We start from the raw sequence: 24,296 nt of genomic DNA, 5'->3' as shown, positions 1-24,296 counted from the left end.
ATGCTGAAATTCCAAGATTTATCTGTGAAATTCACAGTGTTACCTCGAGCTTCAAAAGAACGAGGAGCGTCATTAATTGTAGTGATGCTGTTGTTGGTGATTGTCTCCATATTGGGAATATCAGGAGTGCAGATATCGATGATGGCGGAGCGTGGCACTCGAAATGATCGGGATACTCAAATCGCCTGGCAATCCACCGAAGCTGCCTTGATGGACGCAGAATTCGACATTCTGGGACAACCAGCCAGTTCTTCCACAAAAAGAAACAGCATCTTCAAACGAGGCAGCACAGATATCTCGCAATTTGTCCAAGACTGCGGAACATCTGGAAACACAATCGGTCTGTGCGCTCTCAACGCCACAGGCAAGCCGGCTTGGTTGGCCGTGGACTTCACGATTACAGCAAACAATGCCCCGACGACGGTATTCGGGACTTATACAGGACGGACATTTCCCTCAGGCAATGCAGGAATTCAACCCGCACAGCCTCCCCGCTATGTCATAGAGCCCATCCCGGATCCCTCCATGTCCCGCACCAAAGATCCAAAAGACGTCAAATATATCTACAGAATAACTGCCATGGGGTTTGGCCCGAATGCGGACACCCAGACCGTATCGCAAGTGATTTTCAGAAATTGAAGAGGCCTATATGAATAACTCTGTTTCCCCCAGGCCTGCGACGGCAATGAAAATCATTGCAGAATTCAAAGAGAGCATTAAAAGTTCGTCTTCTGCGAAATGGATTGCGTTGGCAGCCGTGCCTATCATGGCCACCATTTCATTTGTTGCACTCAGCGCAGGCACTGCGCCGGCCATACCTGCAATCAACATTTCCGCAGACCCTTTGTATGCAGCAGCTGCGGTGGATAAGCCCACCTTGGCACTGGCTTTATCGGTTGAATATCCAACAGTGGGCTCCCAATACCCATCGGGTGGCACTACAGACAACACCTATTCCAATCTGCAAGAATATTTGGGATATTACGATGCGGAAAGTTGTTATACTTATAATGACTCCCCAGCTGAAACCCCTGCCAGTGGCTTGACTGCAGCAGACTACAAGCGTTTCGATCGCAGCGGTGCTGCAACCGCACGAAAGTGCACCAATGCCTTCAGCGGTAATTTTTTGAACTGGGCCAGCAGTTCAGCCATTGATATGCTCCGCCTGGCATTGTCAGGCGGTGATCGATACATTGATACAGCCACTACCAGCTCTTCCCTGACCATACTTCAACGTGCAGTCATTCCCAATGGGGACCCGGTCTGCATGTGGAATACCAGCAATTTTCCGGCCAAACAACTGCAAAAAGATGGTGGAAGTGCAGGGACGTATTGGGGTGCTGTACCTACAGCAATGATCACAGCTGCCAATGGAAACGATATATGGGTAGCGAATACCTTGAATCGAATCTATTTTGGCACCTCCAACACCGGAAACTGCTCTACAGGCCCGGCGTCATATAAGTTGGGCTCGCCAACGACCAATTCATCGGTAGGGCCAGTGAGCGACTCCTCGTCCAACCTGCCCAATGGCAGCACCCAGTGTGCCACCGAAAACAACACATGCAGTTTTACGGGCACCAAAGAGGTTTGGTATGGAGTCAAAGTCAATGGTGTGAATTACTGGAAGGTGGCTCCCGCATCGAATGGCGTGGCTTGTACCAATGACATCTTTGGCGACCCGAAGAGCGGCACTGCTAAGCAGTGTTACTACAGAAACTACAGCGGATCGTGGACACCGCCTGTTAACGCAAACTTGAACAGCGATGGCTTTTTCTATGCCCGCGTCCAAGTCTGCAATACCACCTCTGGCGTTTTGCAGGATGTGCGTGCTGCATACAATTTGTGCAGGCAGTATCCTAACGGCAATTACAAACCAACCGGTGTTATTCAAAAATACAGTGATCAGATGCGATTGGCTGCCTTTGGTTATCTCATGGATCAGACGGCAAGCTATAACAACGGCCGCTATGGCGGGGTACTTCGCGCACCGATGAAATATGTCGGCAGCAAAACCTTCAGCACCACCGGACAGGACAATACTCCAAACGGCGGGAATCCCAATGCAGAATGGAATGCCAACAACGGAGTATTCCTATCCAATCCCGACAATAATACCAGTCAAACTCCAAACATCAGCGGCGTCATTAATTATCTGAACAAATTCGGCAGAACCGGACCTGTGCCGGGTCGCTACAAAATATATGACCCCGTCGGTGAACTCCATTACGAAACGATCAGATACCTGCAAGGCTTGCAGCCAAGCACCGCTGCGACGAGCAATATTTCAACTGATATGTACGATGGCTATCCGGTTTATTCAACCTGGACCGACCCATATGACAACAGAAGTAACGCATCGGATTATTCTTGCTTGAAAAGCAATGTTGTTGTTATTGGAGACGTTAACACCCATGACGGAAACAGGCTGCCAACGCCTGATTTGGCAAATAATATTCCGAACATCAATGCATGGCGTAGCACGGTTCAAGCTTTTGAGCGGAATCAAGCAACGACCTATCAAGATGGTCAAAATGTGACCCGAACCACTGGCAATCCCAACGGGGCCAACGGTAGCGTGCCGAGTGGCACTCAAACCAGCCAGATCATGGGGTCGGCATACTGGTCTCACACGCACGACATTCGTGGATCCGATTGGACCGCTGCCCCCGCAAAACAGCGCCCAGGACTCCGAGTCAAAACGTTCCTTTTCGACGTCAACGAGTACGGGGACCAAAACAACGTCTCGACACGCCGTTTTGCCAATCAGTTTTTCATGGCCTCCAAGTATGGCGGCTTCGAATCGGATCCCAGCAACGCTGCAGCCAGGCCGTACAACACCTATGGCAATCCTTTTAAGCGCCAAGACGGCACCAACGACAACAATGTCTGGCAAAAGCAAAATGATCCTGGCGAGGCTGGCACCTACTACCTTCAAAGTAGTGCACGTGGTGTCCTTTCAGCCTTTGACGATATTTTCAGCAGGGCGTCGACCCAAGCCAGAAGCATCGCAGGCAGCTCAGCCTCTTCCACGACTATCAGCAGCACGTCGGGAAGCGTTGTCTATTCTGCCAAGTTTGATACCAGCAACTGGAGCGGAGACGTCGTCGCTGAACCTCTGACTGTTTCTGGTACGAGTCTTAGCCTGGGCTCTCAAAATTGGAGCGCCGCTGACCGCCTATCGGTAATGGCCTCGCCTGCAACCAATCGCAAGATTTTTGTAGGTAATACCGCTGGGAACGCCAATCCAGTGGCGGCGTCATTTACTTGGTTAACCATTGAAAACACCTTGCAAGGCTATCTCAATAAAGCGGAACCTACCGCATCTTCAGATGGGCAAGGTTCGGCGCGTGTCAGCTTTTTAAGAGGGGATCGAACCAAGGAAGGAAACCCTTTCCGGGTGCGCAGCTCATTGCTTGGAGACATCGTCAATTCCAGCGTCGTTTACTCAGGTGCGCCTACTGCAGCCTATTCCGGCGCTGGGTATGTCGCCTTCCGTAATAACTATATCAATCGCACGCCGGCCGTTTTTGCGGGGGCAAATGACGGCATGCTACATTCATTCAACGCGGGCACTGGCGACGAATTGTTTGCCTATATTCCCAGCTGGATGGGTCCCAAGCTCTCGGCATTGACAAACACCAGCTATGTGACCAACCATCAAAGCTATGTCGATGCCCCCCCAGTCGTGGGAGAGGCGCAAGTGGCGTTCAATGGCACAGCATCCGACTGGAAAACCGTTCTGGTTTCGGGAACAGGGGGTGGAGGCTCCGGGGTTTTTGCATTGGACGTGTCTGACCCCTCCACCTTTGCCGCCTCCAACGTCATGTGGGAATTCAAGCGTTCCGATGACGCCGACATGGGCCAGGTGATTGGAAAGCCGCAGATACTAAAACTGAAAACCAGTGGAAGCTCCAGCACCAGCACCTATCGGTGGTTTGCAGTGGTGGCGAGCGGAGCTAACAACTATGTGCCAGACGTCAATGGGGTGTTCAGCGCGACTGGACAGCCTGCCCTATTTTTGCTGGCACTGGACAAGCAGCCTGGGACCTCTTGGACCTTGGGAACCAACTATTTCAAGATCTCTTTGCCCATTGATAGTACGCTGAGTGCAGGGAAAGCAACCGGACTTGCCAATTTTCAACCGCTCTGGGGCAGTGCTGGAGAAGTCACGCAAATCTACATGGGCGACTTTCACGGCAACCTCTGGAAACTGGATTTTTCGAAAAACCAGCCTACCAGTGATTGGAATATAAATAAATTGACGGCATTCAACAAGGGCACTGCAGGGTCGCCTGTACCCTACCCCTTGTATATTGCCAAAGATTCGAGCAATACCATTCAACCCATTACTGCAGCACCGGCCATATTCTCGGGACCGGCGGTATCCGGCCTGGAAACCTTCTATGTGACCTTCGGCACAGGGAAATATCTAGAAACCGCGGACAATACATCGACCGCAACCAACAGCTTCTATGCCGTTTACGACAACGGGACTACGACTGCAGACAACTCTCCTGCCGCAGCAAGTGTCATCAGTGGGCGGGCGCGGCTGAAACAAGGCGCCATCAATACCGGCACGAGGGTCATCACGGTTGGTGCATTCAAATGGGGCCGGGCCATGTCGGATACCGATGCGACACAACGTTCCGGTTGGTATTTTGATATGCCGGTTACTGGAGAAAAATTGATCAGCGCGATTGGTGACCAAGGCAATCTTTTTGCAACTTTCAATACAATCATTCCTGGCTCCGCTGGAGTTACTGGAAGTTGTTCCCCCACGCTTGGAACTAGCAATGCCTATGTGGTCAATATTGGCGATGGGTCAGGAAAATACAACCTATCGACCGTAGGTCTGCTGGGACCGAGCATGTTCTTTGTGAATGAATCCGAGACCCCGCCGGCTCCACTCGACAGCACCGGTCGGGGCTGGAGAACCACCACCTTGAGGAGCACGACCATTGGGCAATCCGGTGTCAGTACAAGCACGCAAGTTGTCAGTATCACGGAGGCCGTCGGCCGACTAAGTTGGCGCCAGATCAATAACTACCAAGACATGAAAAACAATTGAGTCACGCCATGAAAGCTCAAGCAAACCGGGGTTTCACTCTGATAGAACTCATGATTGTGGTGGCGGTGATAGGCATTCTGGCAGCAGTTGCTTATCCTGCTTACAACGACTCCATTCTGAAAGGGCGGCGAGCGCAGGGGCGAGCCGCCTTGGCAGAGCTTCTGCAGCAACAGGAGCGATACATGACCCAAAATAATTGCTACTTGGCATTCAGCAATAGCAGTGGCACTGCCACGGCCCTCGCACCCTCGCCATCCACGGCGTGCGGGGGGGTTACAGCTTCAACGGTTCCCTTTAAAACCTTTTCTGGCGATGGGGGCCTACCTGCTGCGGCTTATCTGCTGTCAGCCAATACATGCCCCGCCACAGGCAGTGGGACCTTGCCGATTTCTCAGTGTGTCAGAGTGATCGCAACTCCAGTGAAATCAGACCCAGTCGTCGGTAATTTGGAGTTGATGAGCAATGGCACGAAGAAATGCACTGGCAACACAAGCAATCCTAGATTGTGCTGGCCATGAGTAAAAAACCAAAAACACAGTTCGGTTTTACGCTGATTGAACTGGTGATAACGATGGCGATTGCTGCAATATTGCTTTTGGTGGCTGTGCCAGGTTTCCAGTCCTTCCAACGCAACTCTCAGCTCTCTTCACTGACCAGTTCTCTACTGGTCGCCATCAATACCGCAAAGGCGGAAGCCATGAAGCAAAATGCCAGTGCATATGTCATTCCCGCCAGCGGCGCCGATTGGGGCAGTGGATGGATCGTATTCGTCGACAAGGATCGCAACCAGAGCTATAGCGAAAGCGGGGATGTGACGGTGATGAAGCAAGAGGCGCCGGCCAACTACTTCACCATATCGGGAAACGGCACTTCAAGTGGTACCGATCCTTATTTGACGTTTGACAGTTCGGGATTTTCCAGGAAAAAAGACGGTAGTTCCTCAGAAAATCTTACTCTTTCCATCAAAAGAAATGATGTATCCACCGCCACACAAAATGAAGAAACACGAAGAATCATTATTTCGAAGACTGGAAGAGCACGATCGTGCAAGCCATCCACTGATTCCAACTGTACGGCCACGGCCTCAAATTAAATAATATCCACTCAACCCAGCGAAGCGGCCATCCACAAGATCCTTACGAGTGAGACATCTTAGTTTGTACAGTCACCGCGGTATTTCAGCGCTTGTCGCCTTGCTCTTCATTTCAGGTTGTGCCGGCCTGCCTGATAGAGTTGAACGCCCTGTCTCACACGCAGAGTTACCTACCGGTAATACGGTTTTGTCCAAGATCGTGGACGATCGTCGTCGCGGCGCCCAAGCACGCCACGACTCCGGTTTTCTCCTGCTCAGCGGCCCCCAGGAAGCCTATGGCAGCCGCCTCGCCCTGGTAGAGAACGCACAGAAAACACTGGACCTGCAGTACTACGCCATCCATGCGGATGCCAGCAGCGAGCGGTTGCTGCGCGGCATTGCAGCGGCGGCGCGGCGAGGGGTGCGCGTGCGCATTCTCCTGGACGACTTTCACAGTACAGGGCGCAATGCCTTGGTCATGGGAATGGCGTTCCAGCCCAATGTAGAGATGCGAATGTTCAACCCGGTCGCTGGGCCGCGTGGTTCGATGCTGGGGCGCGTGTGGGGCTCGGTAACCGACTTTTCCAGGGTGCAGCAGCGCATGCACAACAAGCTGTTCATTGCAGACAACGTGATGGGCGTGACGGGGGGGCGTAATCTGGGCGATGCCTATTTCGGCAATGCCGATTCTGGCAACTTCGTGGATCTGGATGTGCTCGCCGTGGGCCCCATCGTCCAGGATCTGTCTCGCAGCTTCGACAGCTATTGGAACAACCAGCGCGCCTACCCCGTGCAATCGCTCATCACCCAGCAGGAACTGGCACGGTTGCGCGAGCAGACCTCGAAGGCGCCAGTGTCCGAACAGCAGCGACAGGGTGATGGCGACAACAACAACGCCCTCCCTTCAGAGACGCGCACTGCGGCCTCTGACCGGCGGGATGGGCCCAAGCCGCCGGACGGCGAGCCCCGTCCATCCAGCGATGGACCCACGCAGGCGCAGCGCGAGCGCGTCTGGAATGAACAAGCCATGGACCTCGGTGCGGCAGCCTTCGTCTGGGCGCCGGCCGCCATGCTGGCGGACCAACCCGCGAAGATTCCCGCCGAAGGCGAGCGCGGCATTCCGGTGGCCGACATGAAGCCAGGAGCGGCCGTCGAGGTGAGCGCATCCGGCGTCCATTCCGACAACAACGCGCCCTCTTCCACGACACCTCGCACGCAGGCGCTCCAAGCCTCTGCAGAACATGCAGCGCAAGGAGAAACCGTGGTGGACGGCCTTCTGCAGTTGCTGGCCCAGGCGCGGCAGGACCTGCTCATCATCTCGCCCTACTTCGTGCCCGGCGAGGACATGAAGAAGGCGTTTGCCGATGCCGTGGCACGGGGGGTCCGCGTGCGGGTGCTCACCAATTCGCTGGCCTCCAACGATGCGCCGGTCGCCCATGTGGGCTACGCACGGCATCGCGATGAATTGCTGGCCATGGGCGTGCAGCTGTATGAACTGCGCAGCGAGCAGGCAGGTCTCAAGTCGACGTTCGGCTCATCGGGGGCCGCGGCCACGGGCGAGTCCCGGTCCATGCTGCACTCCAAGGTGCTGGTGCTGGACGGCCGGCTGCTGGTGGTGGGTTCGATGAACCTAGATCTGCGCTCCCAGTTGCAGAACACCGAGATTGCCCTGCTGATTCAAAGCCGGGCCCTTTCCCGCATGGCGTCAGAGCAGATCGAGACCGCCATGCGCGAAGGCGCCTGGCGGCTGGAGAAGACCGACCAGGGGTTGGTTTGGCGAGCCCCCCAGGGCTGCGGCCTCGAAGATGCCACGACGGACCCCGATACCGGTCTGGGACTGCGTTTGCTGCTGAAGCTCCTGGGGCCATTGGCACCAGATCACCTGTTGTAGCGCGAAACAGGCGGCCTGTTTCGCAGGCCCGTTTCTCCGGGTGCGACCTGACAGAACCGTCTTGTCCGCACTCAGCCGAGGCAGACCCGCCCTATCCTCAGCGGCACTTCGGTTTCAAGCCGATCGGGCATCGACTGCCGTTGCAGCCATTGCGTGATGTCTTGTTGATCCGTCATGGTGCGAACCTGTTGGTACGCCACCTCGCCTTCCGGAAACCGCCGGCGCAGCAAGTTGAGCCATTGCTTGAGCCGGCCCGCGCGCTGCCGGGGCTCTAGGTCTTCGCAAACCAGACGCCAGAAATCTGACAGATGCGGCTGCAGCGCCGACCAAGGCAATGCAGGCGCGTCGGCGTCACCAGCGTCCGCCGAGCGGATCGCAAGGGCCAGGCCGGGATCGGCCACCATACCCCGCCCGAGCATCAGGGCGCTGCATCCCGACACCTCGCGGCAGCGCTGCGCATCGGCCACGGTCCAGATCTCGCCATTGGCCACCACAGGGATGGAGACCGCATCCCGCACGGCCGGGATCTGCTCCCAGTAGGCCGGCGGCCGGTAGCCGTCGGCTTTGGTCCGCGCATGCACCACCAATTCGCACGCGCCGCCGGCCTGCATGGCCTGTGCGCATTCACGGGCCAGGGAGGCATCGTGGTAGCCCAGCCGCATCTTGGCGGACACCGGCAGGTGCGGCGGCACGGCACGGCGCACGGCCTCGACCACGGCAGCGATGCGCTCCGGCTCCTTGAGCAGCGCCGCACCGCCTCCATGGCGGTTGACCACGTTGGCCGGGCAGCCGAAGTTCAGGTCGATCCCCTCGGGCCCCAGTGCCGCCAGGCGCGCCGCGTTCTCGGCCATGCTGACGGGATCGGAGCCCAGCAACTGCGCCCGCACCGGAACGCCCGCCAGCGTCCTGCCGCCATGGCGCAGTTCCGGGAGATAGCGAAGGAACACCTTGTCGGGCAGCAAGGTGCCGGTGATGCGAATGAACTCCGACACACAGCGGTCCACCCCACCCACGCGGGTGAGCACGTCGCGCAGCACGAAGTCGAGTAGCCCTTCCATGGGCGCAAGCAGCAAGGTCATGGCAGCGTGAATGGGCCTTTGCGCCACCGGCGCAGAGCGCCCATGGCCTTGAATCCGGAATTTCCGATGAAGGTAACGACAAGGAAAAGGACTGCCTGCCGCCCCACGAACGGCCCGGCCCCCCGGAAAAACAAAAAGGGCCCGAAGGGCCCTGGCGAGCAGCCGACCGATGGCCGAAGCCACCGAAGCACCGCTATTTTAGAAAGTCCCCTTCGGCAGGTCGATGCTCTTGCCGTTGAGCTTGACCTGACCGGCTTCCATTTTCACTACGCTGGTCAGGTTGTCCCCCTCCTGTCGCAGGAACCCGGCAGCCTGGGCCATGCCGATCATGGCATCCATGTCTTCGCTCTTCATGTCTTTCTTGCCTGCGGCCTCGGCGATGGGCGCAATCCACGCCTTGGGCAAACGCGCGCTGGCATTCAGCATCGAGCCCTTGATCAACGCGGCCTTCCAGCCCGTCTGCGCAACCTCTTCGGCCGAGGGAGCGCGCTGCACTTCGCCGCCGTACTCGATCTGCCCCTGCTGGCCTTGGTAGGTGGCCATGAGCTTCATCGAGTAAGCCGGAAGGGCTGCCACCAGGCGGGGAGCGCTCTCTTCCAGCAAGGCCAGAATGCGCTCTTCCGTTTGGGAGGCCGCGTTCGCCAGGCCCTGTGTGCGGTAGGCCTCGATCAGTGCCTGCTGAAAGCGCTTGATCGTTTCCAGGTCGATGCGCTGGAACTTTTCTTCGAAGCCCACCGATTCGAAATTCAGCGGGCCCATGCTGCCCTTGCCGTTGAGCGCAGTGGCGATGCTGATCGTGGCGCCATTGCTTTCGATCGTGGACGACCCGGCCACTTCTTTCAGAGAGAACAGCGACGTCGCCGCACCGCCTGCAGCCGGGGTGCTGCTGGCGTCCATCTCCGCGAGCCGCACCGTGCCGGTGCCGGGCCCGAAGAGCCACATGCCTTCGATCACTTCGTTCTCGAACGTGCCGTCCATGCCCTTCATGGCCATGGTGATGCGGGCCGCCGGCTTGGCCTCTTCGTCGTCTTCATCCGGGGTACCACCGGGCATTCCGACCATCGCGAATTCGGGCCACTGGAAGCTGCCTTTGACGCGTTTGCGGTCTCCGCTCAGGGTCATGTCGGTGACCATGGCTTGCCAACGCAACGTCATCTCCTCGTTGCCGACTTCACCTGCGGGCAACTGGAAATGGAGGTCGTGCCGGCCCGTCAGGTGGTGCACGGTGGTCAGGGTGGGAGCGGTCACCTTGGCCAGGTCCTTGGTGGCCTGCGCGTCCAGACCCTCCAGCGCAAAGCGCGAATCCACCACGGCGGCCGCCAGGCGGCGGCCCGCCAGCGGGCCATGGTGCACGGTGCTGTTCACGGCCAGGCGCAACGGCGGGGATGGCGGCACATTGGCCTCCACCTGCTCGGCCGTGCGGGGCGGGGTCCACTGCAGCACCAGCTTGGCCTGCGATGAGAAGAAGCCCTTGTGGTATTCCTCGGAAACGATGGCCTCCGGACCCAGGGCCTGGCGCAGATCGACCAGCGCCTCCTCGTAGCTCGACTGGGCCCGTTGGCCCAGATACCAGGTCGCGCCACCATAGGCCACGACAACCAGCGCCACGGCGGCGCCTGCAATTGTTTTCTTGTTCATTGGGTGTTCCGTCAGCATGCTTCTCCCCCCTGGGCGAAGCCCGCGAGAATACCACCGGCCTTCGCGGCAAGGTCCGCATCCGGCGCACGAACCGTGGTGCATTGGCCGCACGCAGCCGCGTGGCCCTGCTGGCGTCATCGCCACGTCACGGGAGTGCGCTGCAATCAGGCTCCCGCCTGATCTTTGCCCTTTCCATGCTGCTCCTGAGAACCGACAAGGCCCGCCTGGAACTGTCCCCCGGCGTGCGAACACTGAGCCTGCGAGAACGCTCCCTGCTGCTGCTGGCCGATGGCCGGCCGATGAAGGACCTGCAGGCCATGTACAACGGCATCGGCGCCCAGATCGTCGAGCAACTGATGCGCCAGGGTTACCTGGCCAGCCTCAACACAACGCCCGCGCCTTCCACTGCGCCGGCCGCCACGAACGAAGCCCCGGCACCGTCGAACGCCCTGCGTTCGCTGGCCGGCGCCCGCATGTACCTGTTCGACATTTGCGAGCGCATGTTCGCGCGGCGCAATGCCGACCTGGCCCGCAATTTCCATGAAGCGCTGCGCGGTGCGCGCGACCGCGACAGCATGCTGGACGTGAGCGAGGCGCTGCTGGATGAAATCACCTTGCTGGCTGGCCCCGAACGCGCTGCCGCCGTGCGCGAGCGCATGGAGCAACTGCTGCCGGTGTGAAAAGGAAACCGGTGGCGCTTGGCGCAGTACCTACAGCGCAGCCAGCCGCCAGAGCGAGGTGCGCTCGGCCGAACGTGCGGCATGCAGCGGATCGGTAGCGTCCGCGGCTTTGGGATGGCGGGGCTGCACCTCGCGCCGATCGAGCACCCGCAGGCCTGCGCCGGCCACCCATTCGAGCAGTTGGTCACGCGAGCGCAAGCCCAGGTGCTCCGCCAGATCGGACAGGATCAGCCATCCTTCGCCGGCTGGCGCCAGGTGCGCCTTGAGGCCCGACAGAAAGCCGCGCAGCATGCGGCTGTCTTCGTCATAGACCGCATGCTCGATGGACGAGCTGGCACGCCCCGGCAGCCAGGGCGGGTTGCACACCACCAGCGGCGCCTGGCCCTCGGGAAAGAGATCAGCCTGCACCACCTCGACCTGGGCCGACAGGCCCAGCCGATGGATGTTGTCGCGGGCGCAGGCCAAAGCGCGGGGGTCCTGGTCGGTGGCCACGACGCGGTGCACGCCGCGCCGGGCCAGCACCGCCGCGAGCACGCCCGTTCCGGTGCCGATGTCGAAGGCCAGATCCCTGGCCGGTAGCGGCGCCTGGGCCACCAGGTCCACATACTCCCCGCGCACGGGCGAGAACACGCCGTAGTGCGGATGGATGCGGCGCGGGGCCTGGGGCGTGCCCAGGGCGGGAATCTCCACACCCTTCTTTCGCCACTCGTGTGCCCCGACCAGCCCCAGCATTTCGCGCAGCGACACCACGCAGGCGGTGCCGTCGGCCGGCCCCCAGGCCTCGGCGAATGCCTCTCGCCAATCGGGCGCACGGCGCAACGCAATGGTGCGGTCCCCCTCCACGGGCACGAGCAGCATGCCCAGCGTGCGCGCACGTTGCGCCTGGGCCTGCCGGTGCAGATGGAAGGCCTGAGCAGGGATCGTGCTCTCGGCTGCAGAGCCTGCGGCCTGGGCCTTGCGACCGCCCTTGGCCCCTTTGGCCTTGGGCTTCTTGTCCGCGCGGCGCATGAGCGCCTGGAGCAGGTGCCGCGCGTTCTGGAAATCGCCGCGCCACAACAGGCCCGTGCCCTCGCACGCCAGCCGATAGGCGGTGTCGGCCGCGAGCGTGTCGTCGGCCAGCACCACGCGCCGGGGCGCCGCAGCGTTGCTCTCGCTGCGCCAGGGCGCTGAGCGCTCCTCGCCGTGCTCGGTCCAGTGGATCATGAAGGGTGTGCGAAAAGGAAAGTCAGGGGAGGCTGCAGATCAGTTCAAGGGGCGCTTGAGGCGCACTTCCTCGATCTTCACACCGCCGACGACAGCGGTCTTGGCCGTGGACATTTCGCGCTTGAAGCCGGCCAGTTCATGGAAGCGCAGCGCGCGCTCGTTGCGCAGCGGCACCCAGGCGGTGACGTTGGTGCAGCCCTCTTCCTGCAGGCCGTCGCGTGCGGCGTCCCAAAGGGCCACGCCCACGCCCTGGCTCCAGTGGGTGGGGGCGGCGTAGATGGCCCAGATTTCACCGGTGGTGGGGCGCGATTTTTCATCGCGCGAGCGGTCGAAGCCGACGAAGCCGACGATCTTGTCGCCGTCCACGGCCACCTGGACCTGGGGCTCACAGTACTCGATGGCCTCGCGCCAGTAGGCTTGGCGCTTCTCGACCGAAGAGAGGGATTTCAATTGGTCGTCAGGCAACAAGCCACGGTATACCTCGGCTGCGGAGACGGTATGGATCTGTGCAATGGCTTTGGCATCGCGAAGCGTGGCGGGACGGACCTGGATACTGGACATGGAAAAAACGGGACGAAAACAGGGGATGAAAAAACGAAAGGAGCGGCATTGTCGCCGCAAATGGTTTTTCCACTCCAGCCCCCGGCTGTCCCGGGCCCTGTGCGAGGGCCCCGTGGCGGCTAAAGCCAGCGGCGCAGCAGGCCCATGACGCGGTCGAAACGCGCGCCATACGGCGGGTAGAGCGCCGAGCCCATGGACCAGCGCGATTGCACCAGCACCGACTTCTGGTGGCAAAAGCGCAGAAAGCCCGCCTCGCCGTGGTAGGCGCCCCAGCCACTGTCGCCGACCCCGCCGAACGGCAGGTTGTCGTGCGTGATGTGCATGAGCGTGTCGTTCACCGTGACGCCGCCGCTCACCGTGCGGCGCAGCACATCGTCGCGCACGGCTTCGTTGCGGCCGAACCAATACAGCGCCAGCGGCCGCGGCCCGGCGTTGATGTGCGCGATGGCGTCGTCCAGCCGCTCGTAGCCCAGCACGGGCAGCACGGGGCCGAAGATCTCTTCCTGCATCACCTGCATGTTCAGGCTGGCGTTGAAGACCAGCACCGGCGGCATCTGCCGCCCCACCCCGTCTCCGATGCCCTGCGCGGGCGGTGGCGGGGAGCCGGGCACGGGTTCGAGCACCTGCACGTCGGCGCCTTGCGTCTGCGCCTGCTGCAGCATGGTGCGCAGGCGAGCCAGCTGCCGGGGGTTGATGACGGAGGCGTAGTCGGGGTTGCCCTCGAAATACGGAAAGAGCCGTGCCACGGCGGTGCGGTAGGCCTCGCCGAACGCGGCTTCGCGCCCGCGCGGCAGCAGCACATAGTCCGGCGCGATGCAGGTCTGGCCCGCGTTCAGCAGCTTGCCGTGCGCGATCTTGAGCGCGGCGTCCTGCAGGTCGCAGTCCGCATCGAGGATGCACGGGGACTTGCCGCCCAGCTCCAGCGTAGTGGGTGTCAGGTGCACGGCGGCGGCCTGCGCCACCTTGCGCCCCACCGCCGTGGAGCCGGTGAACACGAGGTGATCGAACGGCAGCGAGGCGACCAGCGCCGCCACCGCGGCATCGCCCTGCACCACGCAGAACTCGTCGGGCGAAAAGAACTGCGAGACCAGGGAGGCCAGTTGCGCAGAGGTGTGGGGCGTGAGTTCGCTGGGCTTGAGCATCACCCGGTTGCCTGCCGCTAGGGCGCCGATGGCCGGTGCCAGCGCCAGCTGCACGGGATAGTTCCACGGCGCGATCACGCCCACCACGCCGAGCGGCTGCCGCTGCACCCAGGCATGCGCCGGCTGCAGGAACATCGGGGTGAAGACCTTGCGGGGCTTGGCCCAGCGGGCCAGGTGGCGCAGCGTGTGCGACAGCTGCGCGCGCAGCACGAACAGATCGGCCACCTCGGTCAGGCGCGGCGACCGCATGCCGAAATCGGCCTGCACCGCCGCCGCGAGCACCGGGCCGTGTTCGTCCAGCATCTTGCGCACCCGCAGCAGGCGCTCTCGGCGCACCAGCAGGGGCACGTCGGCATGGTCCCGGCTGGCACGCCGCTGGATTTCGAACTGGTGGCGGATATCGGCAGGGGTCATTGCACGCATCATAGGCAGCGCCCTTGCAACCGCCTGTAAATCCAGGTCTCCAAGTGCCTCATTCAGAAAAATAAGCGGGGAAACGCTTGCCCGATGGCCGCTGGCCCAGGCCGAGCCGGGCGCGGTGCGATCCCGGGCGCGGTGCGATCCCGGGCGCGGCCCGGCACCGATGTCCCAACACAAAGGCAGGCGAGCGGGCCACCGCTCCGCCGCGCCGCCGGCTCAGGACACGTCGCGCGCCTGCACGTCGGTCACCTCACGCGCGCCGGGCAGTTCGCGCGAGCGCACCGCCGGCTCGGCGGGGCAGTCCGCCACCGGGCGGCCGCCCGGGGCAGCGGACCAGCGCGCCGTGCTGCGGTACACCGTGCTCCAGCCGGCACGCGGGTCCATTCGCATGGCCCAGGGCGTCACGGGGCGGCCGGTCACTCGCGCCCACAGGGCACGGGCGCCCCAGACCACCGCCAGCAAAGCGGCCACGGTCAGCAGGCTCAGGAAAAAGACCACGCCGACGGCCACCACAGCCAGGCGCACCATCCACCGGATCACCCCGGCTGCAAAATCGTTCAAACCACGTCCTTTCCTGAGAAGGCCCGGCTCAACCCTGTATCAGGGCCTCGCCGAAGCGGAAAACGCCCGGATCGAGCACCGGGTCCACATCGACCGGAATCACGCTCTTGGGCGCGAACCGGCCTTCCAGCAGCAGCTTGGACAGCGGATTCTCCAGCCGCTGCTGGATCGCCCGCTTGAGCGGCCGCGCACCGAACACGGGATCGAATCCCACCTTGGCCAGCTCGGCCAGGGCCGTGTCGGACACCTGCAGGTGCAGGTCCATTTTCGCCAAACGCGCTTCGAGCAACTGCAACTGGATGCGTGCAATCGCTTCGATGTTCTTCGCATCCAGCGCGTGGAACACCACCGTCTCATCGATACGGTTCAGGAATTCGGGTCGGAAATGGTTCTTGAGTTCCCCCCAAACCGCTTCCTTGATGTCGTCCGAGTCCTGCCCCACCATGGCCTGGATGAGGTGCGAGCCGATGTTGCTTGTCATCACGATCACCGTGTTCTTGAAGTCCACGGTGCGGCCCTGGCCATCGGTCAGGCGGCCATCGTCCAGCACCTGCAGCAGCACGTTGAACACGTCGGGGTGGGCCTTTTCCACCTCGTCGAGCAGCAGCACGCTGTAGGGCTTGCGGCGCACGGCCTCGGTGAGGTAGCCGCCTTCTTCATAGCCCACGTAGCCGGGCGGCGCGCCGATCAGGCGGGCCACCGAGTGCTTTTCCATGAACTCGCTCATGTCGATGCGGATCAGGTGGTCTTCGCTGTCGAACAAAAAGCCCGCCAGCGCCTTGCACAGCTCGGTCTTGCCCACGCCCGTGGGGCCCAGGAACAGGAACGAGCCCGTGGGCCGGTTGGGGTCGGACAGGCCCGAGCGCGAGCGGCGGATGGCGTTGGCCACCGCGGCAATGGCCTCGTCCTGGCCCACCACGCGCTCGTGCAGCTTGTCCTCCATCTGCAGGAGCTTGTCCTTCTCGCCCTGCATCATCTTGGCCACGGGGATGCCGGTGGCGCGGCTGACCACCTCCGCGATCTCCTCGGCGCCCACCTGGGTGCGCAGCAGGCGCGGGGCGCTGCCTGCGCCGTCCTTGCCGGCTTCCTTGGCCTGCGCTTCCTTGAGCTGCTTTTCCAGGTCGGGCAGCTTGCCGTACTGCAGCTCGGCCACCTTGTTGAAGTCGCCCTTGCGGGTGAACTCCTCGATCTGGAACTTGAGCTTGTCGATGGCCTCGCGCACGTGCGCGCTGCCCTGGGCCTGGGCCTTTTCGGACTGCCAGATCTCGTCGTAGTCGGCGATTTCCTTTTGCAGCTTGGCGATCTCTTCCTCGATCAGCGCGAAGCGCTTTTGCGAGGATTCGTCCTTCTCGCGGCGCACGGCCTCGCGCTCGATCTGCAGCTGGATCAGCCGACGGTCGAGCCGGTCCATGACCTCGGGCTTGGAGTCCATCTCGATCTTGATCTTGGACGCGGCCTCGTCAATGAGGTCGATGGCCTTGTCGGGCAGGAAGCGGTCGGTGATGTAGCGGTGCGACAGCTCGGCCGCGGCCACGATGGCCGGGTCGGTGATGTCCACGCCATGGTGCACCTCGTACTTTTCCTGCAGGCCGCGCAAGATGGCGATGGTGGCCTCCACGGTGGGCTCGCCCACCAGGATCTTCTGGAAGCGCCGCTCCAGGGCCGCATCCTTTTCGATGTACTTGCGGTATTCGTCGAGCGTGGTCGCGCCCACGCAGTGCAGCTCGCCGCGCGCCAGCGCCGGCTTGAGCATGTTGCCCGCATCCATGGCGCCCTCGCCCTTGCCGGCGCCGACCATGGTGTGCAGCTCGTCGATGAAGACGATGGTCTGGCCCTCGTCCTTGGCCAGCTCGTTCAGCACGCTCTTCAGGCGCTCCTCGAACTCGCCGCGGTACTTGGCGCCAGCCAGCAGGGCCGCCATGTCCAGCGACAGCACGCGCTTGCCCTTGAGCGATTCCGGCACCTCGCCGGCCACGATGCGCTGGGCCAGGCCCTCCACGATGGCGGTCTTGCCCACGCCGGGCTCGCCGATCAGCACGGGGTTGTTCTTGGTGCGGCGCTGCAGCACCTGGATGGCGCGGCGGATCTCGTCGTCGCGGCCGATCACGGGGTCGAGCTTGCCGATGCGGGCGCGCTCGGTCAGGTCCAGGCAGTACTTGGCGAGGGCGCCGCGCTGGCCTTCGGCCTCGGCGCTGTCCACCTTCTGGCCGCCGCGCACGGCGTCGATGGCGGCCTCCAGGCTCTTGCGGGTCAGGCCGTTGTCCTTGGCGATCTGGGCGGCGTCACCCTTGCTGTCCACCAGCGCGAGCAGGAACAGCTCGCTGGCGATGAACTGGTCGCCGCGCTTGATGGCCTCCTTCTCGGTCGCCTGCAGCACGCGGCCCAGCTCGGGGCCGCCCTGCACCTGGTCCTGCCCGTGCACCTGGGGAAGGCGCTTGACCGCGGCCTCGGCCGCGGACAGCAGCCCCGGCACATTGGCGCCGGCGCGCTGCAGCAGTGCCCGCGGACCGTCTTCCTGGCGCAGCATGGCGACCAGCATGTGCACGGGTTCGATGTAGGCGTTGTCGTTGCCCAGTGCCAGCGACTGCGCGTCGCTCAGGGCTTCCTGGAACTTGGTGGTGAATTTGTCGAGACGCATGGTTGAAATGTCCTCCGAATTGCAACGCAGTTGGGGGAGGTGGAGGCACATTTCAAGCGCGCGCCCCACAGCAGGCCATGCGCCAGATCAAATTCAGGCGGGCATTTCAAAAAATGCCAAATGCTCACTTATTGATAGCACCATGCCCTAGTGGAATATGCGGTGAAGGCCTTTTTTACCTCAAACCCTGATCCGCATTGGGAAGGGCCGCGATGCCCCAGCGCGCCAGCGCGGCATCGTCGGTCACGCGGGCGTCGACCCAGCGCGCGCCCTGGGGCGTGACCTCCTTCTTCCAGAACGGCGCCTGGGTCTTGAGGTAGTCCATCAGGAACTCGCAGGCCTGAAAGCCCTGGCCCCGGTGGGCCGAGGTCACCGCCACCAGCACGATCTGGTCCTGCGGCTGCAGCAGCCCCACGCGGTGCACCACCCGGGCGCCGAACAGCTCGAAGCGGCGCAGCGCCTCGTCCACCATGGCTTCGATGGACTTCTCGGTCATGCCGGGGTAGTGCTCCAGCTCCATCGATGCGACGGCGTCGCCGGCATTGTGGTCGCGCACGGTGCCCACGAAGCAGCACACTGCGCCCACCCGCGGATCGCCGGCGCGCAGGGCCGCCAGTTCGGCGGACACGTCGAAGTCGGCCGCCTGGACGGCCACGCGGGGCGGGGTGATGGGGTGTGGAGCGGAAACGGGGTTCATGGCCGCTGCGAAAGGGATCTGTCGCCGGTGCGGCTCATGGCGAGCGGTGCAGGCGCGGGGCGGAGAGCAGGCCGCGCTCTTCCTCGATGATCTGGTCGAGCTGGCGCCGCGCGGGGGACGCCGGCACGCGCGCCAGCATGGCCTGCAGCCGCACCACGTCGTTCACCGACGGCGCGACCTTCACCTGCGCGATGGCCGCCTGGGTGTTGCCGCCCTGGATGAGGGCGAAGACCTTGCCGGCCCACTCGTCTTTGTCTCTCGAATTGCGTGCCATGCGGCGGTGTCCTTGTGCGTGCGTTCGCAAATCGCGATTGTCACGGAAACCGCCCGGCCGCCGGCGCCGGCCGGGAAAAGAGCGCCTTTGCTAAAGTGGCCGGCTTGCCAGGCGTGCCGCCGCGCCCACCTCTTGCGCTTCGCACCGCTGCCACACCCCCCTTCGCTCTCCTTTCCGCATGGCCACCCAGACCGTCACCACCGACCGCTACAAGCTCTTTCCGTCGCCGCGCAACCAGCACCGCGTGGTGTTCGAGCACGAGGTCTTCCAGCCCCACCCCTACGCGCTGATCGACCTGCCCAGCTACGACCTGCGGGGCCGCTACAGCCTGTTCGCCGCCCACCGCCTGGCGGACGGCAAGATGGGCCAGCTCGCCACGTTCGAACTGGCCGAGGACGCCGAGCGGTTCGCGCGCCTGTTCACGCCCGACTGAGCCGCATCCGCCATGCACGACGAGAACCAGATCCACGTCCCGCCCTCGTTCCTGGCGGTGTACAGCGATGCCCGCCAGCGCCTGTCCGAGCCGGTCGCCGTGGTCCGCGAGCGCTACGAGCTGTGCGAAGACCTGGCCAGCCATCTGGTGGAGCAGGCGCAGACGCTCTACCACGTGCAGGCCCCGTCGGAGGCCGAGATCCTGCTGCGCATCCACGCCGGGCTGGCCACGCCCGGCTCCGGCGTGGCGCCACCCGAGGCGCGCTGGATCACGCTGCGCCTGGCCGAACTGCTGAACTGGCGCTGCCCGGAACTGCCGCAAGCCCCGTCCGCGCCGTGACGCCTTCCGGTGGCCTCTTTCGCTGCACTGCCGCTGCGATCCCGCCTCGACACGGACCGACCGCTACACAGCGCCCATTCGCATGGAGCGGCATGGCTTCGCTTTTCCCCTCATCTTTTCACGGACCAGAACGCACCATCCCCTCCTTTTAAGGAGTTTGACCGTGGGAAACGCATGCATTCGTGGAGGCGCCACCTCCAGCCCGCCTCGCCGGGCACCATCCTCTGACGTCCAGTCACCAGCATCAGGCCAGGTCCGTGCGTCTTCGACGGCATCGTCGGGCGGCATCCTCTCGGGCCTGACACGCCGCGGTGGGACGGCGCCTGCAACGCAGACCCGGACACAACGCCTGAACAGCACCTACGCCGAGGTCAACAACATGCTCAATAACGTGCATGTCCAGCGCATCGCCCACTCGAGTGCGGCGCTGAGGGCTTCCGAAAACGATTTGCATCAGCTTCAGGGCGAGATTTCGGCAGCGGTCTATGGCGATGCCACGCCACCCAATCTCAGCCAGCGCATCACGGACCTTCGCGAACAATTGAGCGGGCTGCAGGAAATGACCTGGGACAGCGAGGTCGTGCACCACTCTGGCGAACTGGACACCACCGAATACCTGCAAGACAGGACCATGACGAACTCGTGCGAACTGGATCCCTCCGTCTACCGGCAATTCGAGGGGCGATGAGCGAAGCGGCGGCCGGTGCGCCCGATGGGTGCCGGCACCGCAACGCGCCGCGCCGCGCTGGCTATACTGCCCCCCATGCCTTCGCACACCCCCTCGCCTTCGCGGACCCTCCGGTCCGTGGCGGCGTGCGCAGGCAAAGCCAAAAAACCCCAGCTCATCTGACCGGAGCTGCGGTTCCGTCCGGATGAGCGACGGAACCGCGCGGCAGGCACCCTCTCCCCTTTTTTTCTTTTTGAACGCCTGCCGCTTTGCCGGTCGGCGCACGCATCCCTGGACGGCTCCCTCGGTCGTTGCCTGAAAGGATGTTCCCGTGCGTTCACATTCCACCCCTTCCCATGCCACCACCCGCCCTGCCACCCCGCGGGCCCGTGGCGATTTCTCCGGCCTCTGGATTCCCCTGGTCACCCCGTTTCGCCACGGCGCCGTGGACCATGCCGCCCTGAAGGCCCTCGTGCAGCGGCTGCGCGGCACGGGCATCGCGGGGTTCATGGCCTGCGGCTCCACCGCCGAAGCCGGGGCGCTGGACACGCCGGAGCAGGACGCCGTGCTGGCCACGGTGCTCGCGCACGCGGGCGGCCTGCCGGTGGTGATGGGCGTGTCGGGCTGCCACATGGGCCAGGTGCTGGCGCGGGTGCGCAGCCTGGCCCCGCAGCCGCTCGCGGGGCTGCTGGTGTCGGCACCGCATTCCATCCGGCCGTCGCAGGCCGGGCTGCAACAGTGGTTCGGGGCGATCGCCGATGCCAGTGCGGTCCCGCTCATCGTCTACGACATTCCCTACCGCACCGGCGCCACGCTCGACCTGGCCACCTTGCGCAGCCTGGCGGCGCACCCGAACCTCCGCGCCGTGAAGGATTGCGGCGGCAGCCCGGCGAAGACGCAGGCGCTGATCGCAGACGGCACGCTGCAAATGCTGGCGGGCGAGGACGCCCAGGCATTCACCACCGTCGCGCTCGGGGGCGCCGGGGCCATCGCCGCGAGCGCGCACTGGCAGACGGCCGAATGGGTGGCCTGCCTGGATGCCGTCGCGGCCGGGGACCTGGTGCAGGCACGCGGGCTCTGGCAGCGGATCCTCCCGTGGGTGGAGCGTTTCTTCGCCGAGCCCAACCCCGCCCCCATCAAGGCCCTGCTGGCCGCGCAGGGCGAGATGGCGGACGAACTGCGCGCGCCGATGACGTCGGCCTCACCGGCACTGGTACAGCGGCTGCAAGAGGCCCTGGCGGCCTTGCCGCGCGGCGAGCCGGCCGTCACCGCACCCCAGGGCGCCTAAGAGCCTGCGGGAGACGGGCCTCGGGCCGCCGCCATCAAGGCGGCGGCACCCCTTCGGCCCGTGCCATCGGGGGTTCGGATTCGCCGGGGCCGTCGGGCGCGGCAGGCGTGCCCTGGTGGAAGCGCATCTGCCACCCGCGCGCAGACCGCTCCCACACCGAGGTGCGCAGCGTCCACCGCTCCAGGGTTCCGTCGTCCAACCGCTGCGCCGATCGGTACGTGAGCAGCGCGGCGCATTCACCGAGACGCCGGACCTCGAAGCGGTCCGCGACCAACACGGCATGCTGCGCCTGGGCCGGCAGTTGCGACAGCAGGTCCGCCTTGGTGTAGACCGCGCCGGAGCGCCCGAACTCGCGGAAGTCGTCGTGCAGCAGTGCGTCCAGCCGGGCCGCGTCCTGGCGCGCGGCCGACCGGTGCAACTCCACCTCCAGGGCCTGCAGCAACGGCAAAAGGGACGTGTCGGAAGCAGGCATCGAAAAGGGCGCGTCAGGCCACGGGCGCGCCGGCCTTCAGCCGCCCGTGACGGGCGGAAAGAACGCCACTTCCGCCCCATCGGCCAGCGCTGCGGATTCGTCGCTCAGCGTCTGGTCGAGCGCCATGCGCACCGCGCGGTCGCGGCCCAGGCTGTGCGCCCAGGGCCCGCCGCGCGCGATCAGCTCGTCGCGCAGCGCGCCCAGCGTGGCCGCCTGCGTCGCCAGGCGCTCGCTGCCCTGCCCCACGGCCTCGCGGATCGCGGCGAAGTAGCGCACGGTGACGGTGCGGCTCATGACTGCAGCTCCGCCCAGGGAATGAAGCGCACGGTATCGCCCCGCGCGATGGTCTGGCCGGCCGGGGTGTCCACCACGCCGTCGCCCCAGGCGACCGAGGTGAGCACGCCCGATCCCTGGTGGGGAAACAGGTCCAGCCCGCCCGCCGCGTTGCGCCGCACGCGCAGGAACTCGCGGCGCCGGTCCGCGCGCGGCCAGTCGAAGTCGGCCGTGGCCTCCACGCTCTGCGGGGCGACGGCCTGCACGCCCTGCAGCCGCAGCAGGAACGGGCGCACCAGCAGCGCGAAAGTCATGAAGCTCGATACCGGGTTGCCCGGCAGCCCCATGAAGTGCGCCGCGCCGATGCGGCCATGGGCGAAAGGCTTGCCGGGCTTCATGGCGATCTGCCACAGGTCCAGCCGGCCCAGGGCCTCGACGGCGGGCTTGACGTGATCTTCCTCGCCCACCGAGACGCCGCCGCTGGTCAGGATCAGGTCGTGCTCCAGGCTGGCGCCGCGCAGCGCCTCCAGGGTGGCATCGCGCCGGTCGGGCACGATGCCCAGGTCGGTCACCGCGCAGCCCAGGCGGCGCAGCAGCCCCCGCAGGAAGAACCGGTTGCTGTTGTAGATGGCGCCGGGCGGCATGCGGGCCGGGTCCACCTCGCCGGGCATGACGAGTTCGTCGCCGGTCGAAAACAGCGCCACGCGCGGGCGCCGCGCCACGGTGAGCCGCGCCAGGCCGATGCTCGCGGCCAGACCCAGCGCGGCCGGCGTGAGCCGCGTGCCCGCGGCCAGCACCTCGGCCCCGAGCGCGATGTCCTCGCCCGCGCGGCGAATCCACTGGTGGACGGCGGGCACGGCATCGATCTGCACGCGGTCGCCCTCCAGCGCCTGGCAGTCTTCCTGCATCACGATCGCATCGGCCCCGGGCGGCACCGGCGCGCCCGTGAAGATGCGCGCCGCCGTGCCGGCGGCCAGCGGCAGGCCCGCGCTGCCGGCCGCGATGCGCTGCGACACGGGCAGTTGCGCCCCGGCCGCGGCCACGTCGGCCCGGCGCACGGCATAGCCGTCCATGGCGCTGTTGTCATGGGGCGGCACCTGCAGCGGCGATACGGCCGCCACGGCCAGGACGCGGCCATCGGCATCGAACGTGTCCACCGTGTCGGTGCCGGCCAGGGGCACGGCTTGGCCCAGCAGCTCGGCCAGCGCCTCGTCCAGGGGCTTCATCGGGGGGCGGGCGGCAGCGGGCATTCAGCGGACTCCAGGCGGTGGCGGAACATAGTGAAAGCGCGAGCCCTGGGCGATCAGCCAGTCGGCCAGGGCATCGACCGGGCCGGCCCAGCCATCGAAGACGGGCAGCCCGGTGGGCACGGGCAGGCGGGCGGGGGCATCGGTCACCACGGCGACGACGAACGGGTCGTGCGCATAGCGCACGCTGCGCTCGGTGTAATCGGGCGACGGCGAGCGCCACACCTCCACCTTGGGCAGATCGCCCTCCTTGAAGCCCTCCACCAGGGCCCAGTCCACCCGGTCATCCAGCTCGGCCAGCAGGCCGTGCACGCCGGGTTCGGTGGGCTGGGCGAACTCGCGCATCAGCACCATCCGCCGGTCCGAAGCCGCCACCACCTCGAACGCCCCGGCCTCGCGGTGGCGCCAGGTGTCCTTGCCGGGGTGATCGACGTCGAACCGGTGGTGCGCGTGCTTGACCACCGATACGCGCTGCCCGCGCCGGCCTAAAGCGGGAATGAGCCGCTCGATCAGCGTGGTCTTGCCGCTGCCCGAGAACCCGGCAAAGCCCACCACCTTCATTGCGATCTCCTGGTTTTTGCTATTAATTTAATAGCAAAAGGGACAATAAGCACTATGGCATCGGCCCGATTCGGCACAAAACCCGCCTG

23 protein-coding genes are annotated in these 24,296 nt (G+C 63.9%); 10 read left to right on the top strand and 13 right to left on the bottom strand.

The genetic code is table 11. The features are described 5' to 3' along the window. The 5 genes from M5C96_RS06410 (at position 1) to M5C96_RS06390 (ending at position 8,034) form a co-directional block, all read left to right on the top strand. Positions 1-639, top strand: a complete 639-nt coding sequence (locus M5C96_RS06410) for a pilus assembly PilX family protein (RefSeq protein ID WP_272567969.1) — start codon at positions 1-3, stop codon at positions 637-639. A gap of 10 nt (positions 640-649) precedes the next feature. After that, positions 650-5,071, top strand: coding sequence for a pilus assembly protein (locus M5C96_RS06405; RefSeq protein ID WP_272567967.1), 4,422 nt, complete (start codon positions 650-652; stop codon positions 5,069-5,071). A gap of 8 nt (positions 5,072-5,079) precedes the next feature. Beyond that, positions 5,080-5,589 carry a type IV pilin protein gene (locus tag M5C96_RS06400; RefSeq protein ID WP_272567965.1) on the top strand — a complete coding sequence of 170 codons (510 nt, stop codon included), beginning with the start codon at positions 5,080-5,082 and terminating at the stop codon, positions 5,587-5,589. Continuing rightward, complete coding sequence (locus tag M5C96_RS06395) at positions 5,586-6,164, top strand: GspH/FimT family pseudopilin (RefSeq protein WP_272567964.1); 579 nt, start codon at positions 5,586-5,588, stop codon at positions 6,162-6,164. The genes M5C96_RS06400 and M5C96_RS06395 overlap by 4 nt, the downstream gene beginning before the upstream one ends. A gap of 100 nt (positions 6,165-6,264) precedes the next feature. Continuing rightward, on the top strand, positions 6,265-8,034 hold the full coding sequence (locus M5C96_RS06390; protein ID WP_272567963.1) for a phospholipase D family protein: 1,770 nt from the start codon (positions 6,265-6,267) through the stop codon (positions 8,032-8,034). A 71-nt stretch (positions 8,035-8,105) separates the two neighbouring features. Here the strand turns inward: M5C96_RS06390 and M5C96_RS06385 are convergent, their stop codons facing one another. Continuing rightward, positions 8,106-9,113 (bottom strand): tRNA dihydrouridine synthase, encoded by a 1,008-nt coding sequence (locus tag M5C96_RS06385; RefSeq protein WP_272567961.1) that lies wholly within the window; start codon positions 9,111-9,113, stop codon positions 8,106-8,108. A gap of 198 nt (positions 9,114-9,311) precedes the next feature. After that, complete coding sequence (locus tag M5C96_RS06380; protein ID WP_272567958.1) at positions 9,312-10,751, bottom strand: YdgA family protein; 1,440 nt, start codon at positions 10,749-10,751, stop codon at positions 9,312-9,314. A 194-nt stretch (positions 10,752-10,945) separates the two neighbouring features. On the opposite strand from M5C96_RS06380, the gene M5C96_RS06375 reads away from it, so the two are divergent. Next, entirely contained in the window at positions 10,946-11,431 is a 486-nt protein-coding gene (locus M5C96_RS06375) for a hypothetical protein (protein ID WP_272567956.1), read from the top strand. 30 nt (positions 11,432-11,461) lie between these two features. Here M5C96_RS06375 and M5C96_RS06370 read toward each other — a convergent pair whose 3' ends face one another. From M5C96_RS06370 to M5C96_RS06340, 7 genes are all read right to left on the bottom strand, one after another. Next, on the bottom strand, positions 11,462-12,634 hold the full coding sequence (locus tag M5C96_RS06370) for a class I SAM-dependent methyltransferase (protein ID WP_272567953.1): 1,173 nt from the start codon (positions 12,632-12,634) through the stop codon (positions 11,462-11,464). A gap of 39 nt (positions 12,635-12,673) precedes the next feature. Further along, positions 12,674-13,195 (bottom strand): GNAT family N-acetyltransferase, encoded by a 522-nt coding sequence (locus M5C96_RS06365; RefSeq protein WP_092744242.1) that lies wholly within the window; start codon positions 13,193-13,195, stop codon positions 12,674-12,676. 119 nt (positions 13,196-13,314) lie between these two features. Beyond that, positions 13,315-14,751 (bottom strand): coniferyl aldehyde dehydrogenase, encoded by a 1,437-nt coding sequence (locus M5C96_RS06360; protein WP_272567952.1) that lies wholly within the window; start codon positions 14,749-14,751, stop codon positions 13,315-13,317. Positions 14,752-14,973: 222 nt separating this feature from the next. Beyond that, complete coding sequence (locus M5C96_RS06355) at positions 14,974-15,318, bottom strand: hypothetical protein (RefSeq protein ID WP_272567951.1); 345 nt, start codon at positions 15,316-15,318, stop codon at positions 14,974-14,976. 28 nt (positions 15,319-15,346) lie between these two features. Then, positions 15,347-17,956, bottom strand: a complete 2,610-nt coding sequence (gene clpB / locus M5C96_RS06350) for an ATP-dependent chaperone ClpB (RefSeq protein WP_272567949.1) — start codon at positions 17,954-17,956, stop codon at positions 15,347-15,349. A gap of 175 nt (positions 17,957-18,131) precedes the next feature. Continuing rightward, positions 18,132-18,653 carry a molybdopterin synthase catalytic subunit MoaE gene (gene moaE / locus M5C96_RS06345; RefSeq protein ID WP_272567947.1) on the bottom strand — a complete coding sequence of 174 codons (522 nt, stop codon included), beginning with the start codon at positions 18,651-18,653 and terminating at the stop codon, positions 18,132-18,134. 34 nt (positions 18,654-18,687) lie between these two features. Beyond that, complete coding sequence (locus M5C96_RS06340) at positions 18,688-18,927, bottom strand: hypothetical protein (protein WP_272567946.1); 240 nt, start codon at positions 18,925-18,927, stop codon at positions 18,688-18,690. A gap of 178 nt (positions 18,928-19,105) precedes the next feature. Here M5C96_RS06340 and M5C96_RS06335 point away from each other — a divergent pair, with 178 nt between their 5' ends. From M5C96_RS06335 to M5C96_RS06320, 4 genes are all read left to right on the top strand, one after another. Then, positions 19,106-19,360, top strand: coding sequence for a hypothetical protein (locus tag M5C96_RS06335; protein ID WP_272567945.1), 255 nt, complete (start codon positions 19,106-19,108; stop codon positions 19,358-19,360). Between the two features lie 12 nt (positions 19,361-19,372). After that, on the top strand, positions 19,373-19,699 hold the full coding sequence (locus tag M5C96_RS06330) for a hypothetical protein (RefSeq protein ID WP_272567944.1): 327 nt from the start codon (positions 19,373-19,375) through the stop codon (positions 19,697-19,699). Between the two features lie 379 nt (positions 19,700-20,078). Further along, positions 20,079-20,387 carry a hypothetical protein gene (locus M5C96_RS06325; protein WP_272567943.1) on the top strand — a complete coding sequence of 103 codons (309 nt, stop codon included), beginning with the start codon at positions 20,079-20,081 and terminating at the stop codon, positions 20,385-20,387. 310 nt (positions 20,388-20,697) lie between these two features. After that, positions 20,698-21,654, top strand: coding sequence for a dihydrodipicolinate synthase family protein (locus M5C96_RS06320; protein ID WP_284428023.1), 957 nt, complete (start codon positions 20,698-20,700; stop codon positions 21,652-21,654). Between the two features lie 34 nt (positions 21,655-21,688). Here M5C96_RS06320 and M5C96_RS06315 read toward each other — a convergent pair whose 3' ends face one another. The 4 genes from M5C96_RS06315 to mobB are packed head-to-tail and all read right to left on the bottom strand — an operon-like array spanning position 21,689 to position 24,207. After that, positions 21,689-22,126, bottom strand: coding sequence for a nuclear transport factor 2 family protein (locus M5C96_RS06315; protein ID WP_272567941.1), 438 nt, complete (start codon positions 22,124-22,126; stop codon positions 21,689-21,691). 36 nt (positions 22,127-22,162) lie between these two features. Further along, the gene (gene moaD / locus M5C96_RS06310; RefSeq protein WP_272567939.1) at positions 22,163-22,420 is read right to left on the bottom strand and encodes a molybdopterin converting factor subunit 1; all 258 of its coding nucleotides are present in this window, start codon (positions 22,418-22,420) and stop codon (positions 22,163-22,165) included. After that, on the bottom strand, positions 22,417-23,649 hold the full coding sequence (locus M5C96_RS06305; protein WP_272567936.1) for a molybdopterin molybdotransferase MoeA: 1,233 nt from the start codon (positions 23,647-23,649) through the stop codon (positions 22,417-22,419). The genes moaD and M5C96_RS06305 overlap by 4 nt, the downstream gene beginning before the upstream one ends. Then, the gene (gene mobB / locus M5C96_RS06300) at positions 23,650-24,207 is read right to left on the bottom strand and encodes a molybdopterin-guanine dinucleotide biosynthesis protein B (protein ID WP_272567934.1); all 558 of its coding nucleotides are present in this window, start codon (positions 24,205-24,207) and stop codon (positions 23,650-23,652) included. It lies immediately after the preceding gene. Positions 24,208-24,296 lie beyond the last annotated feature (89 nt).

The sequence above is a fragment of the Acidovorax sp. GBBC 1281 genome, assembly GCF_028473645.1.
In the GTDB taxonomy this organism is placed as follows: Bacteria; Pseudomonadota; Gammaproteobacteria; order Burkholderiales; family Burkholderiaceae_C; genus Paracidovorax.
Note: the sequence above shows the minus strand (reverse complement) of the source record. Positions and strands in the feature narration are given on the sequence as shown.

What these genes read in the sequence shown, in the direction of transcription:
- M5C96_RS06410 (WP_272567969.1), top strand. Translation starts at nt 1, where the DNA reads ATGCTGAAATTCCAAGATTTATCTGTGAAATTCACAGTGTTACCTCGA.
- M5C96_RS06405 (WP_272567967.1), top strand. Translation starts at nt 650, where the DNA reads ATGAATAACTCTGTTTCCCCCAGGCCTGCGACGGCAATGAAAATCATT.
- M5C96_RS06400 (WP_272567965.1), top strand. Translation starts at nt 5,080, where the DNA reads ATGAAAGCTCAAGCAAACCGGGGTTTCACTCTGATAGAACTCATGATT.
- M5C96_RS06395 (WP_272567964.1), top strand. Translation starts at nt 5,586, where the DNA reads ATGAGTAAAAAACCAAAAACACAGTTCGGTTTTACGCTGATTGAACTG.
- M5C96_RS06385 (WP_272567961.1), bottom strand. Translation starts at nt 9,113, where the DNA reads ATGACCTTGCTGCTTGCGCCCATGGAAGGGCTACTCGACTTCGTGCTG.
- M5C96_RS06380 (WP_272567958.1), bottom strand. Translation starts at nt 10,751, where the DNA reads ATGAACAAGAAAACAATTGCAGGCGCCGCCGTGGCGCTGGTTGTCGTG.
- M5C96_RS06375 (WP_272567956.1), top strand. Translation starts at nt 10,946, where the DNA reads ATGCTGCTCCTGAGAACCGACAAGGCCCGCCTGGAACTGTCCCCCGGC.
- M5C96_RS06370 (WP_272567953.1), bottom strand. Translation starts at nt 12,634, where the DNA reads ATGATCCACTGGACCGAGCACGGCGAGGAGCGCTCAGCGCCCTGGCGC.
- M5C96_RS06365 (WP_092744242.1), bottom strand. Translation starts at nt 13,195, where the DNA reads ATGTCCAGTATCCAGGTCCGTCCCGCCACGCTTCGCGATGCCAAAGCC.
- M5C96_RS06360 (WP_272567952.1), bottom strand. Translation starts at nt 14,751, where the DNA reads ATGACCCCTGCCGATATCCGCCACCAGTTCGAAATCCAGCGGCGTGCC.
- clpB (WP_272567949.1), bottom strand. Translation starts at nt 17,956, where the DNA reads ATGCGTCTCGACAAATTCACCACCAAGTTCCAGGAAGCCCTGAGCGAC.
- moaE (WP_272567947.1), bottom strand. Translation starts at nt 18,653, where the DNA reads ATGAACCCCGTTTCCGCTCCACACCCCATCACCCCGCCCCGCGTGGCC.
- M5C96_RS06340 (WP_272567946.1), bottom strand. Translation starts at nt 18,927, where the DNA reads ATGGCACGCAATTCGAGAGACAAAGACGAGTGGGCCGGCAAGGTCTTC.
- M5C96_RS06335 (WP_272567945.1), top strand. Translation starts at nt 19,106, where the DNA reads ATGGCCACCCAGACCGTCACCACCGACCGCTACAAGCTCTTTCCGTCG.
- M5C96_RS06330 (WP_272567944.1), top strand. Translation starts at nt 19,373, where the DNA reads ATGCACGACGAGAACCAGATCCACGTCCCGCCCTCGTTCCTGGCGGTG.
- M5C96_RS06325 (WP_272567943.1), top strand. Translation starts at nt 20,079, where the DNA reads ATGCTCAATAACGTGCATGTCCAGCGCATCGCCCACTCGAGTGCGGCG.
- M5C96_RS06315 (WP_272567941.1), bottom strand. Translation starts at nt 22,126, where the DNA reads ATGCCTGCTTCCGACACGTCCCTTTTGCCGTTGCTGCAGGCCCTGGAG.
- moaD (WP_272567939.1), bottom strand. Translation starts at nt 22,420, where the DNA reads ATGAGCCGCACCGTCACCGTGCGCTACTTCGCCGCGATCCGCGAGGCC.
- M5C96_RS06305 (WP_272567936.1), bottom strand. Translation starts at nt 23,649, where the DNA reads ATGCCCGCTGCCGCCCGCCCCCCGATGAAGCCCCTGGACGAGGCGCTG.
- mobB (WP_272567934.1), bottom strand. Translation starts at nt 24,207, where the DNA reads ATGAAGGTGGTGGGCTTTGCCGGGTTCTCGGGCAGCGGCAAGACCACG.